Genomic DNA, 13,174 nt, shown 5'->3' on the forward strand with positions numbered 1-13,174 from the left:
GCGGCCCTTAAAGACGCGATTCTAACAGACGATCGGGGCAAAGCGCTCCCGACCTGGCGCTCTGTGGTGAGTGGATTGAGTAAGCAAAGCTTGCTCCCTTCATCCCCTCGCCACAGGTTTTCAGAATCCGGGTTTCGTTTTCGCCCTTGCTGTGGTATAAAATGCGCCGCTTTCCGGGGATGACCCCGCAAGCTTAAATCCACACACGTGTCGACACGATGACCTGGGTGCCTTCGGCTTATATAAGTCGCTGGTTGGTCATTGGGATACGTGGAGGCCAAACCCGACTTATCAAGGAACTATCATGTCCCAAGTCAACATGCGCGATATGCTGAAGGCCGGTGTGCACTTCGGTCACCAGACCCGTTACTGGAACCCGAAAATGGGCAAGTACATTTTCGGCGCGCGTAACAAGATCCACATCATCAACCTTGAAAAAACCCTGCCGATGTTCAACGAAGCACTGACCTTCGTAGAGCGCCTGGCCCAGGGCAAAAACAAGATTCTGTTCGTCGGCACCAAGCGTTCCGCTGGCAAGATCGTTGCTGAAGAAGCAGCACGTTGCGGTTCGCCGTACGTCGATCACCGCTGGTTGGGCGGCATGCTGACCAACTTCAAGACCATCCGCGCTTCCATCAAGCGTCTGCGTGATCTCGAAGTCCAATCCGAAGACGGCACTTTCGCCAAGCTGACCAAGAAAGAAGCGCTGATGCGCACTCGCGATCTTGAGAAGCTGGACCGCTCCCTGGGCGGTATCAAGGATATGGGCGGTCTGCCTGACGCACTGTTCGTGATCGACGTTGATCACGAGCGCATCGCGATCACCGAAGCCAACAAGCTGGGTATCCCGGTCATCGGCGTTGTCGACACCAACAGCAGCCCGGAAGGTGTTGACTACATCATCCCAGGCAACGATGACGCCATCCGCGCCATCCAGCTGTACATGGGTTCGATGGCTGACGCTGTTATCCGTGGTCGCAACAACGTTAATGGCGGCACCGAAGTCTTCGCTGAAGAAGCTCCGGCAGCAGCCGCTGAGTAATCGACGCCCCTGGCGTTGACTCAGTAAGCAAAAAGGGGGCTTGGCCCCCTTTTTGCCACCTCGAAAACCATTTGTCGCCGGCACCGCTACCTGTTTGTAACCTGCCGCGGTCTATAAGCAATGGTTTTCAGGAAGAATTGATCGCCCGTTCGGTCGGGTGGAATGGTTGAAAACCTATCCAAGAGGATTTTGAAATGGCAGAGATTACTGCAGCGTTGGTCAAAGAACTGCGCGAGCGTACCGGCGAAGGCATGATGGATTGCAAGAAAGCCTTGACCAAGGCTGGCGGCGACATCGAGAAAGCCATTGATGACATGCGTGCTTCGGGCGCCATCAAGGCTGCCAAGAAAGCCGGCAACGTTGCCGCTGAAGGCGCCATCGCCATCAAGGACGACGGCAAGGCCGCCGTTCTGCTGGAAGTGAACTCCCAGACCGACTTCCTGGCTCTGCAGGACGACTTCAAGGCATTCGTCGCTGCCAGCGTTGAAAAAGCTTTCGCTGACAAGCTGACCGATGCTGCTCCGCTGATCGAAGCTCAGGAACAAGCGCGTCTGGTTCTGGTTGGCAAGACCGGCGAGAACGTCAACATCCGTCGTCTGGTTCGCGTTGAAGGTGACGTGGTCGGTACTTACCTGCACGGCAACAAGATCGGCGTGGCTGTCGTCCTCAAGGGCGGCGACACCGAGCTGGCGAAAGAAATCGCCATGCACGTAGCAGCGACCAACCCTGAATTCCTGCTGCCTTCGGACGTTTCGGCCGAAGCGATCGAGCGTGAAAAAGCGGTTTTCCTGCAGCTGAACGAAGAGAAGCTCAAAGGCAAGCCTGCTGACATCGCCGAGAAAATGGTGGCTGGCCGTATCTCCAAGTTCCTGGCCGAAGCCAGCCTGGTTGAGCAGGCTTTCGTCAAGAACCCGGAAATCAAGGTGGGTGACCTGGCGAAGAAAGCCGGCGCTGAAATCGTATCCTTTACCTACTTCAAAGTAGGCGAAGGCATCGAGAAGCCGGTCGACAACTTCGCTGAAGAAGTTGCCGCCCAGGTGGCTGCTGCCGCCAAGCAATAAGACAGGTTTTTACAACTGTCGCCCAGAAGAGGCTGCCCGCTCACGCGCGCAGCCTCTTTTTGGATGAGGACGCCGATTTATATTGGTTTCCTGTCGGAACTGGCTTACAAAGCCGTGTTCCGATGACGCTGTGTCAGCGTCAAGCTAGGCTGAAGGCAGGCTGCAAACAGCTTGCAAAGAATTTTTGAAAATACGCCGCAGGAGAGATTCGCAATGGCTCAGCAGGGCAGTGGTTATCAGGCTCGCTATAAACGCATTCTACTCAAGCTTAGCGGCGAGGCCCTGATGGGCTCGGAAGAGTTCGGGATCGATCCGAAAGTGCTGGATCGCATGGCCCTGGAAGTCGGCCAACTGGTCGGGATCGGTGTCCAGGTCGGCCTGGTCATCGGCGGCGGCAACCTGTTCCGTGGCGCGGCCCTGAGCGCGGCTGGCATGGATCGGGTCACGGGCGACCACATGGGCATGTTGGCCACTGTGATGAATGCCCTGGCTATGCGTGACGCGCTGGAGCGTGCCAATATCTCGGCCATCGTGATGTCGGCCATTTCCATGGTTGGCGTGACCGATCACTACGATCGCCGCAAAGCCATGCGCCACCTCAACGCCAAGGAAGTGGTGATTTTTGCTGCCGGCACCGGCAATCCGTTCTTCACCACGGATTCGGCCGCCTGCCTGCGAGCGATCGAGATCGATGCCGATGTCGTGCTCAAAGCAACCAAGGTCGATGGCGTCTATACCGCCGACCCGTTCAAGGACCCGCATGCCGAGAAGTTCGATCATCTGACCTACGATGAAGTGCTGGATCGCAAGCTGGGTGTCATGGACCTGACGGCTATTTGCCTGTGCCGCGATCACAAGATGCCGCTGCGTGTCTTTAACATGAACAAGCCCGGTGCCCTGCTGAATATCGTGCATGGCGGCGCCGAAGGAACCCTGATCGAGGAAGTTCAACAATGATCAATGAAATCAAGAAAGACGCCGAACAGCGCATGCAGAAGTCCCTGGAGTCTCTGGCGCACAACTTCGGTCGTATCCGCACCGGCCAGGCGCACCCGAGCATTCTCGAGGGCGTGATGGTGCCTTACTACGGTACCGACACCCCGATCAAGCAAGTGGCCAACATCACGGTCAAGGACGCCCGCACCCTGCAGGTCGTGGCCTTCGAGCGCAACATGCTCGCTGCGGTCGACAAGGCCATCGGCAGTGCCGGTCTGAACCTGAACCCGACCAACCTGGGTGAGTTGCTGCTGATTTCCATGCCGGCCCTGACCGAAGAAACACGCAAGGGCTTCACCAAGCAGGCCCGCGATGTGGCTGAAGAGGCTCGTGTCGCCGTGCGCAACATCCGCCGCGATGCCAACAGTTCGCTCAAGGACCTGGTCAAGGAAAAGGAAATCAGCGAGGACGAAGAGCGCCGCGCCGCGGGCGAGATCGACGACCTGACCAAGAAGTATGTGGCTAAGATCGATGCGGATTTGGCGCAGAAAGAAAAAGACCTGATGGCCGTATAAGGGTCTCGTTTTCATGGAAAAGACCAAGCAGGCCGGGTCGTTCGCGGTGCCGCGCCATGTGGCGATCATCATGGACGGCAATAACCGTTGGGCCAAGAAACGCTTCATGCCCGGTGTCGCCGGGCATAAGGCGGGGGTCGATGCGGTTCGCGCGGTCATCGAGGTGTGCGCGGAGGCCGGGGTTGAAGTGCTGACCCTGTTCGCGTTCTCCAGTGAAAACTGGCAGCGTCCGGCCGATGAGGTCAGCGCCTTGATGGAACTGTTCCTCAAGGCCTTGCGCCGTGAGGCCAAGCGCCTCAACGAGAACAGCATCAGTCTGCGCATCATCGGTGATCGCTCGCGCTTTCATCCGGAGTTGCAGGCCGCGATGCGCGAAGCCGAGGCGGCGACAGCCGGTGCCGACCGCTTTGTCCTGCAGATCGCCGCCAACTATGGCGGCCAGTGGGACATTGCCCAGGCTGCCCAGCGGTTGGCGCGCGAAGTCCAGGCCGGACATCTGCGGCCGGAAGACATCACGCCCGATCTGCTGCAAACGTGCCTGGCCACGGGCGACCTGCCATTGCCGGACCTGTGCATCCGCACGGGGGGTGAGCACCGCATCAGCAATTTCCTCCTCTGGCAGCTGGCTTACGCCGAGCTGTACTTCTCCGACCTTTTCTGGCCGGACTTCAAACACGAAGCCATGCGCATTGCGTTGGCCGATTTCGCTTCCCGTCAGCGTCGTTTCGGTAAAACGAGCGAGCAGATCGAAGCTGGAGCCCGGGTTTAATGCTCAAACAACGAATCATCACAGCCCTGATCCTGTTGCCCATCGCTCTGGGTGGTTTCTTCCTGCTGGAAGGGGCTGGCTTTGCCCTGTTCATCGGCCTGGTCGTGACATTGGGAGCATGGGAGTGGGCCCGGCTGGCGGGGTTCGCCGCGCAGTCGGCGCGTATGACCTATGCGGCGGCCGTGGCGGCCATGCTGTTCGTCATGTACGTGGTGCCGGGCATCGCGCCCTGGGTGCTGGGCGCGTCGGTGCTGTGGTGGGCCACTGCAACGTTCCTGGTACTGACCTACCCTCGGACCACCCATCACTGGGCCAACGCGGCGACCAAGCTGACCATCGGCCTCTTGATCCTGCTGCCGGCCTGGCAAGGGCTGATCTGGATCAAGCAGGGTCCGTTGGGCAACTGGCAGATCATGGCTGTGATGGTGCTGGTCTGGGGCGCCGACGTCGGTGCTTATTTTTCCGGCAAGGCGTTCGGCAAACGCAAGCTTGCGCCGAAGGTCAGTCCCGGCAAGAGCTGGGAAGGCGTCTACGGTGGCCTGGCCCTGAGCCTGGTGATTACGACCGTGGTCGGTGTCGTGCGCGAATGGACGGCTGGACAGCTGCTGATCGGCCTGTTCGGCGCCGCGCTGATCGTATTCGTATCGGTGGTCGGCGACCTGACCGAAAGCATGTTCAAGCGCCAATCCGGGATCAAGGACAGCAGTAACCTGTTGCCAGGCCACGGCGGTGTGCTGGATCGCATTGACAGCCTGACGGCTGCGATCCCGATCTTTGCCGTGCTGCTGTGGATGGCCGCGCCGTGAGTCGCCCTCAACAGATCACTGTGCTGGGTGCCACCGGTTCGATCGGTCTTAGCACGCTGGACGTCATTGGCCGGCATCCAGAGCGTTACCAGGTCTTCGCCTTGAGTGGCTTCACCCGGCTGAGCGAATTGCTGGCCTTGTGCATACGCCATGCCCCGCGATTCGCGGTGGTGCCGGAGGCCGGCGTGGCGCGGGCGTTGCAGGACGACCTGCGCGCGGCCGGCCTGCAGACCCAGGTGCTGGTCGGGGAGGAAGGGCTGTGCGAGGTGGCCTCCGATCCTGAGGTCGATGCGGTGATGGCGGCGATTGTCGGTGCGGCTGGCCTGCGTCCCACGCTGGCGGCGGTGAAGGCGGGCAAGAAGATCCTGCTCGCCAACAAGGAAGCGCTGGTCATGTCCGGCGCGCTGTTCATGCAGGCCGTCGGAAAAAGTGGTTCGGTGCTGCTGCCGATCGACAGTGAGCACAATGCGATCTTTCAATGCATGCCGCAGGATTTTTCCCGCGGCCTGGGGGCGGTGGGGGTCCGGCGAATTTTGCTGACGGCGTCCGGCGGTCCGTTCCGGCAGACACCCCTGGCGGAACTGGAGCATGTCTCGCCTGAGCAGGCCTGTGCTCATCCGAACTGGTCCATGGGGCGTAAGATTTCCGTGGATTCGGCCAGCATGATGAACAAAGGGCTGGAACTGATCGAGGCCTGCTGGCTGTTTGATGCCAAGCCGTCCCAGGTCGAGGTGGTGATCCATCCCCAGAGCGTGATTCATTCCCTTGTGGATTATGTGGACGGTTCGGTGCTGGCCCAGTTGGGCAACCCGGACATGCGTACCCCCATCGCCAATGCGCTGGCCTGGCCGGAGCGGATCGATTCGGGCGTGGCGCCGCTGGACCTGTTCGCCATCGCTCGCCTGGATTTCCAGGCGCCCGACGAGCAGCGCTTCCCTTGCCTGCGCCTGGCCCGACAGGCCGCCGAGGCAGGGGACAGCGCACCGGCCATGCTGAACGCGGCCAATGAAGTGGCGGTAGCCGCGTTTCTCGATGGGCGTGTCCGTTACCTCGAGATCGCGAGTATCATCGAAGAGGTCTTGAACCTCGAGGCTGTGGTTCGCCTCGATGATCTCGACGCGGTATTCACTGTCGACGCCAAGGCTCGCGAGCTGGCGGGCCAATGGCTGAAGCGCTACGGGCGTTGAGGTTGCGATACGTTAGCCAGGTCAGCCCTGGACTGGATTGCGGAGAAAGCAGATGAGCGCGCTCTATATGATTGTCGGCACCCTGGTTGCACTGGGCGTGCTGGTCACTTTTCACGAATTCGGTCATTTCTGGGTCGCGCGTCGCTGTGGCGTGAAGGTGCTGCGTTTTTCAGTCGGCTTTGGCATGCCGTTGCTGCGTTGGCATGACAAGACGGGTACCGAGTTCGTCGTGGCGGCTATCCCGTTGGGCGGTTACGTAAAAATGCTCGACGAGCGTGAGGGGGAGGTGCCTGCCGATCAGGTCGACCAATCCTTCAATCGCAAGACCGTCCGTCAGCGTATCGCCATCGTGGCGGCGGGTCCGATCGCCAATTTCCTGCTGGCGCTGGTGTTTTTCTGGGCGCTGGCCATGTTGGGTAGCGAGCAGGTGCGGCCGGTCATCGGCGCGGTCGAGGCCGGCAGCGTGGCGGCGCGCGCGGGGCTGAACGCGGGACAGGAGATCGTGGCGATCGATGGCGAGCCGACTTCCGGCTGGGCTGCCGTCAATCTGCAGCTGGTTCGTCGCCTGGGCGAGAGCGGTTCGATGCAGCTCACGGTGCGTGAGCAAGGTTCGACAACCGATTCCCCTCGGGAGCTGGTTCTGGATAACTGGCTCAAGGGCGCCGATGAGCCGGACCCGATCCGCTCCCTGGGCATTCGCCCCTGGCGCCCGGCGCTGCCGCCGATCCTGGCCGAGCTCGATCCCAAAGGTCCGGCCCAGGCCGCGGGCCTCAAGACCGGTGATCGCCTGCTGGCCCTCGACGGACAACCGGTCAGCGACTGGCAGCAGGTGGTCGATGCGGTTCGTGTACGTCCTGATACCAGAATTGTGCTGCGCGTCGAGCGCGACGGTGTTCCAATCGACGTCCCGGTCGCCCTGGCTGCCCGTGGCGAGAGCAAGGCGCCGAGCGGCTACCTGGGGGCGGGTGTCAAGGCCGTCGAGTGGCCACCGGAAATGATCCGCGAGGTCAGTTTCGGGCCTGTCGCGGCGATTGGCGAGGGTGCGCGTCGTACCTGGACCATGAGTGTCCTGACCCTCGATTCGCTGAAGAAAATGTTGTTCGGTGAGCTCTCGGTAAAAAACTTGAGTGGACCGATAACCATTGCTAAAGTGGCGGGCGCTTCTGCCCAGTCGGGCGTCGCTGATTTCCTGAATTTCCTTGCTTATCTGAGCATTAGCCTGGGGGTTCTGAATTTGCTGCCTATCCCGGTACTGGATGGGGGGCATCTGCTGTTTTATCTGATCGAGTGGGCGCGTGGTCGTCCCTTGTCGGATCGGGTTCAAGGTTGGGGGATACAGATCGGTATCAGCTTGGTGGTCGGGGTGATGTTGCTTGCCCTGGTCAACGATCTGGGTCGTCTGTAACGCTTCGCTGAATTGCGAATCTGCCGCATTTTGCGGCAGTTTGTTTATTGCCAGTTGGAATAAGAAAGGACTTCATGAAACGTCTGCTGCTAACAGCGGTAATTACCGTGTTGATGATCGCCGAAGTTCACGCCGAGTCCTTCACTATCTCTGATATTCGCGTCAACGGCCTCCAGCGGGTCTCCGCGGGTAGCGTGTTTGGTGCCTTGCCGTTGAACGTCGGCGAGCAGGCGGATGATCGGCGCCTGGTGGAGTCCACTCGTGCGCTGTTCAAGACCGGCTTCTTTCAAGATATCCAGCTGGGCCGCGACGGCAATGTCCTGGTCATCACGGTGGTGGAGCGGCCTTCGGTCGCCAGTATCGAGATCGAGGGCAACAAGGCGATCTCCACCGAAGACCTGATGAAGGGCCTCAAACAATCCGGTCTGGCCGAAGGCGAGATCTTCCAGCGCGCGACCCTCGAAGGCGTCCGTAACGAACTGCAGCGCCAGTACGTCGCCCAGGGCCGCTACTCCGCCACCGTCGACACCGAAGTGGTGCCGCAGCCGCGCAACCGCGTTGGCCTCAAGGTCAATATCAACGAAGGCACCGTGGCGGCCATTCAGCACATCAACGTGGTGGGCAACACGGTTTTCCCCGACGAAGACCTGATCGACCTGTTCGAACTCAAGACCACCAACTGGTTGTCGTTCTTCAAGAACGATGACAAGTACGCCCGTGAGAAACTCTCCGGTGACCTGGAGCGCCTGCGTTCCTATTACCTGGACCGTGGCTACATCAACATGGACATCGCCTCGACCCAGGTGTCCATCACCCCGGACAAGAAGCACGTCTACATCACCGTCAACGTCAACGAAGGCGAGAAGTACACCGTTCGCGACGTCAAGCTCAGCGGTGATCTGAAGGTGCCGGAAGACCAGGTCAAGTCGCTGTTGCTGGTGCAGAAGGGCCAGGTGTTTTCGCGCAAGCTGATGACCACCACCTCCGAACTGATCACCCGTCGACTGGGTAACGAAGGCTATACCTTCGCCAACGTCAACGGCGTGCCGCAGCCGCACGACGAAGACCATACCGTCGACATCACTTTCGCCGTGGACCCGGGCAAGCGTGCCTATGTCAACCGCATCAACTTCCGTGGCAACACCAAGTCCGAGGACGAAGTGCTGCGTCGCGAAATGCGCCAGATGGAAGGTGGCTGGGCTTCGACCTACCTGATCGATCAGTCCAAGACCCGCCTGGAGCGCCTGGGCTTCTTCAAGGAAGTCAACGTCGAGACCCCGGCGGTACCGGGCGTCGATGACCAGGTCGATGTGAACTACAGCGTCGAAGAGCAGGCTTCCGGCTCGATCACCGCCAGTGTCGGTTTCGCCCAGAGCGCGGGCCTGATCCTCGGTGGCTCGATCACCCAGAACAACTTCCTGGGTACCGGTAACAAGGTCAGCATCGGCCTGACCCGCAGCGAATACCAGACCCGTTACAACTTCGGTTTCGTGGACCCCTACTGGACCGCTGACGGTGTGAGCCTGGGTTACAACGCCTTCTACCGCACCACCGACTATGACGAGCTGGACTCCGATATTTCCAGCTATGCCGTCGACAGTTACGGTGTCGGCGCCAACATCGGCTATCCGATCAGCGAGACCTCGCGCCTGACGTTCGGTCTGACTGCCCAGCAGGACAAGATCAACACCGGTCGTTACACCGTTGACGAGATCTTCGACTTCGTCAACAGGGAAGGCGACAGCTATCTGAACTTCAAGGCGTCCGCCGGCTGGTCCGAGTCGACCTTGAACAAGGGCGTGCTGGCGACCCGTGGTCATTCCCAGAGCCTGGTGCTGGAAACGACGACGCCTGGTAGTGACCTGTCGTTCTTCAAACTTGATTATCGTGGCCAGCTGTTCCAACCGCTGACCGACAACTACACCATGCGCCTGCACACCGAACTGGGCTATGGTGACGGCTACGGTTCCACTGAAGGGCTGCCATTCTACGAGAACTATTATGCAGGTGGTTTCAACTCGGTTCGTGGCTTCAAGGACAGTACCCTTGGTCCACGCAGTACTCCGAGCCGTGGCGTAGCGAGGACAGGTAACGTAGGCACCGACTTGGACCCGGACCAGGATCCACTGCCGTTCGGCGGCAATGTGCTCATTCAAGGTGGTGTCGAGGTTCTGTTCCCGATGCCGTTCGTCAAGGATCAACGCTCGTTGCGCACTTCAGTATTCTGGGACGTAGGTAACGTGTTTGATTCCAAGTGCGAAACCACGACCAACACCAATGGCAGCAAGTCCAATACTCAGTGCAACGAAGTCAGCCTCAGCAACCTGGCCAGTTCCGTGGGTGTGGGCGTGACCTGGGTCACCGCGCTCGGTCCTTTGAGCTTCGCCCTGGCGATGCCGATCAAGAAACCGGATGAAGCTGAAACCCAAGTGTTCCAATTCTCCCTCGGCCAGACGTTCTAAGCGTCTGACCCAAGATAACGACAATGGATTTTGTAGGAGTACATCGTGCGTAAGTTGACTCAATTGGTTCTCCTGGCGACCGTACTGGTCGCAGGTCCGGCATTTGCCGACATGAAGATTGCCGTGCTGAACTATCAGATGGCCTTGCTGGAATCCGATGCGGCCAAGAAGTACGCCGTGGATGCCGAGAAGAAGTTCGGCCCGCAGCTGACCAAGCTCAAGAGCCTGGAAAGCAGTGCCAAGGGCATTCAGGATCGTCTGGTAGCCGGTGGCGACAAGATGGCCCAGGGCGAGCGCGAGCGTCTGGAGCTTGAATTCAAGCAAAAGGCCCGTGACTTCCAGTTCCAGTCCAAGGAACTGAACGAAGCCAAAGCCGTGGCCGACCGTGAAATGCTCAAGCAGCTCAAGCCCAAGCTCGACAGTGCCGTGGAAGAAGTCATCAAGAAAGGTGGTTTTGACCTGGTGTTCGAGCGTGGCGCGGTGATCGATGTCAAACCTCAGTACGACATCACGCGCCAGGTTATCGAGCGCATGAATCAGCTGAAGTAATCCATGACAGCGACTATCAAGCTTGGCCAACTGGCCGAGTTCCTCGGCGCCACCCTGCGTGGCGACCCGGAGAAGGCAATCACTGGGCTGGCCACTTTGCAAGAGGCTGGCCCAGCTCAATTGAGCTTCCTGGCAAATCCCCAGTATCGAAAATACCTGGCCGACAGTCGGGCTGCCGCGCTGTTGCTCAAGGCTGCCGATGCCGAAGGATTTACCGGCGATGCCCTGATCGTGCCCGACCCGTACCTGGCCTATGCACGGATTTCCCATCTGTTCGACCCCAAGCCCAAGGCGGCTGCCGGCATTCATCCCACTGCGGTGATTGCTGCCGATGCCGTGGTGGATCCCACCGCCAGCATCGGTCCTTTCGTGGTCATCGAAAGTGGGGCGCGCATCGGTGCGGGAGTCACGCTGGGGGCTCATTGTTTCGTCGGCGCTCGCAGCGAGATCGGCGAGGGCGGCTGGCTGGCTCCCCGGGTCACCCTGTACCACGACGTACGCATCGGCAAGCGCGTGGTCATCCAGTCCGGCGCGGTGCTGGGCGGTGAAGGGTTCGGTTTTGCCAACGAAAAAGGCATCTGGCAGAAGATTGCCCAAATCGGCGGCGTGACGGTCGGCGACGACGTGGAGATTGGCGTCAACACCGCCATCGACCGTGGTGCGTTGGCCGACACGATCATCGGCAATGGCGTCAAGCTGGACAACCAGATCCAGATTGCCCACAACGTCCAGGTCGGTGATCACACCGCCATGGCGGCCTGCGTGGGGATCTCCGGCAGCACCAAAATCGGCAAGCATTGCATGCTCGCCGGCGGCGTAGGGCTGGTGGGGCATATCGAGATCTGTGACAACGTTTTCCTGACCGGGATGACCATGGTGACTCACTCGATTACCGAGCCGGGTGCTTATTCTTCCGGCACCGCCATGCAGCCGGCGGCCGAATGGCGCAAGAGCGCGGCCCGTATCCGGCAGCTCGACGACATGGCTCGACGCTTGCGACAGTTGGAAAAGCGTGTGGGGGACGTGACCCCTGACGGTAATGCTTCATCAGATGGCTGATACCATTTTCATGTCAAGTGTGCACAGCCGTTAGACTGCCTCCTTGATTTGCCAGCGGAGTGCGTGGCAACCCGCGCTCCCAATCTTTACATAGGCTTCCCCCCGAAATGATGGACATCAACGAGATTCGCGAATACCTGCCTCACCGTTACCCGTTCCTGCTGGTGGATCGGGTAGTGGAGCTGGATGTTGAGGACAAGCGCATTCGCGCCTACAAGAATGTCAGCATCAACGAGCCGTTCTTCAATGGTCACTTCCCCGCGCATCCCATCATGCCGGGCGTGTTGATCATCGAGGCGATGGCTCAGGCTGCCGGGATCCTTGGCTTCAAGATCATGGACGTAAAACCCGCAGACGGTACGCTCTACTACTTCGTAGGCTCCGACAAGCTGCGTTTCCGTCAGCCGGTCACTCCGGGCGATCAATTGATCCTCGAGGCCAAGTTCATCAGTTGCAAGCGCCAGATCTGGAAATTCGAATGCCAGGCTTCGGTCGACGGCAAGCCAGTCTGCTCCGCTGAAATCATCTGTGCGGAACGCAAACTATGAGTTTGATCGACCCTCGCGCAATCATCGACCCGACGGCCGTCCTGGCCGCCGATGTCGAGGTCGGCCCGTGGTCGATTGTCGGCGCAGGTGTGGAAATCGGCGAGGGCACGGTGATCGGGCCCCACGTAATTCTCAAGGGGCCGACCCGGATCGGCCGGCACAACCGCATCTACCAGTTTTCTTCGGTAGGCGAGGACACGCCCGATCTCAAATACAAAGGTGAGGAAACCCGCCTGGTCATCGGTGACCATAACGTGATCCGTGAAGGTGTGACGATTCACCGTGGCACCATCCAGGATCGCTCCGAAACGACCCTGGGCGACCATAACCTGATCATGGCTTATGCACACATCGGCCATGACAGCGTTATCGGCAACCATTGCATCCTGGTCAACAACACGGCGCTGGCTGGCCATGTTCATGTGGACGACTGGGCGATCCTGTCCGGCTTCACCCTGGTGCACCAGTACTGCCATATCGGCGCCCACAGTTTTTCCGGCATGGGCACCGCCATTGGCAAGGACGTTCCGGCCTACGTCACGGTATTCGGCAACCCGGCCGAAGCACGCAGCATGAACTTCGAAGGCATGCGTCGTCGCGGCTTCAGCGAAGAGGCTATTGCTGCGTTGCGTCGTGCCTACAAGGTTGTGTATCGCCAGGGGCTGACCGTCGAGCAGGCGCTGGCCGAGCTGGCCGAGGCTGCAGCGCAGCACCCCGAAGTCGCGATATTCCGCGACTCCATCCAGTCTTCGACCCGCGGCATCACCCGTTAACC

13 protein-coding genes are annotated in these 13,174 nt (G+C 59.8%); all 13 read left to right on the plus strand.

Annotated elements, in window-relative coordinates; translation table 11 throughout:
* The first annotated feature begins 304 nt into the window (after positions 1-304).
* Positions 305-1,042, plus strand: a complete 738-nt coding sequence (rpsB, locus tag LCU97_RS08580) for a 30S ribosomal protein S2 (RefSeq protein ID WP_003198231.1) — start codon at positions 305-307, stop codon at positions 1,040-1,042.
* Between the two features lie 194 nt (positions 1,043-1,236).
* A complete protein-coding gene (tsf, locus tag LCU97_RS08585) occupies positions 1,237-2,103 on the plus strand; it encodes a translation elongation factor Ts (protein WP_053152732.1) in 867 nt (288 codons plus the stop codon).
* A gap of 213 nt (positions 2,104-2,316) precedes the next feature.
* Entirely contained in the window at positions 2,317-3,060 is a 744-nt protein-coding gene (pyrH, locus tag LCU97_RS08590; RefSeq protein ID WP_024779012.1) for a UMP kinase, read from the plus strand.
* Entirely contained in the window at positions 3,057-3,614 is a 558-nt protein-coding gene (gene frr / locus LCU97_RS08595) for a ribosome recycling factor (protein ID WP_053152734.1), read from the plus strand. Before pyrH ends, frr begins: the two co-directional genes overlap by 4 nt.
* A 13-nt stretch (positions 3,615-3,627) precedes the next feature.
* Entirely contained in the window at positions 3,628-4,383 is a 756-nt protein-coding gene (gene uppS / locus LCU97_RS08600; RefSeq protein WP_053152735.1) for a polyprenyl diphosphate synthase, read from the plus strand.
* Positions 4,383-5,189 (plus strand): phosphatidate cytidylyltransferase, encoded by an 807-nt coding sequence (locus LCU97_RS08605; protein ID WP_053152737.1) that lies wholly within the window; start codon positions 4,383-4,385, stop codon positions 5,187-5,189. The genes uppS and LCU97_RS08605 overlap by 1 nt, the downstream gene beginning before the upstream one ends.
* The gene (ispC, locus tag LCU97_RS08610) at positions 5,186-6,376 is read left to right on the plus strand and encodes a 1-deoxy-D-xylulose-5-phosphate reductoisomerase (RefSeq protein WP_053152739.1); all 1,191 of its coding nucleotides are present in this window, start codon (positions 5,186-5,188) and stop codon (positions 6,374-6,376) included. The genes LCU97_RS08605 and ispC overlap by 4 nt, the downstream gene beginning before the upstream one ends.
* Positions 6,377-6,428: 52 nt before the next feature.
* Positions 6,429-7,781 (plus strand): sigma E protease regulator RseP, encoded by a 1,353-nt coding sequence (gene rseP / locus LCU97_RS08615; RefSeq protein WP_053152741.1) that lies wholly within the window; start codon positions 6,429-6,431, stop codon positions 7,779-7,781.
* Positions 7,782-7,855: 74 nt separating this feature from the next.
* A complete protein-coding gene (bamA, locus tag LCU97_RS08620; protein WP_053152742.1) occupies positions 7,856-10,243 on the plus strand; it encodes an outer membrane protein assembly factor BamA in 2,388 nt (795 codons plus the stop codon).
* Between the two features lie 45 nt (positions 10,244-10,288).
* Complete coding sequence (locus LCU97_RS08625) at positions 10,289-10,792, plus strand: OmpH family outer membrane protein (protein ID WP_024779019.1); 504 nt, start codon at positions 10,289-10,291, stop codon at positions 10,790-10,792.
* 3 nt (positions 10,793-10,795) lie between these two features.
* On the plus strand, positions 10,796-11,851 hold the full coding sequence (gene lpxD / locus LCU97_RS08630; protein ID WP_053152744.1) for a UDP-3-O-(3-hydroxymyristoyl)glucosamine N-acyltransferase: 1,056 nt from the start codon (positions 10,796-10,798) through the stop codon (positions 11,849-11,851).
* Positions 11,852-11,958: 107 nt separating this feature from the next.
* A complete protein-coding gene (fabZ, locus tag LCU97_RS08635; protein WP_053152746.1) occupies positions 11,959-12,399 on the plus strand; it encodes a 3-hydroxyacyl-ACP dehydratase FabZ in 441 nt (146 codons plus the stop codon).
* Positions 12,396-13,172: an acyl-ACP--UDP-N-acetylglucosamine O-acyltransferase gene (lpxA, locus tag LCU97_RS08640; RefSeq protein ID WP_053152748.1), complete on the plus strand. Its 777-nt coding sequence runs from the start codon at positions 12,396-12,398 to the stop codon at positions 13,170-13,172. Before fabZ ends, lpxA begins: the two co-directional genes overlap by 4 nt.
* Positions 13,173-13,174 lie beyond the last annotated feature (2 nt).

It is taken from the genome of Pseudomonas uvaldensis, from assembly GCF_021271205.1.
GTDB lineage: Bacteria > Pseudomonadota > Gammaproteobacteria > Pseudomonadales > Pseudomonadaceae > Aquipseudomonas > Aquipseudomonas uvaldensis.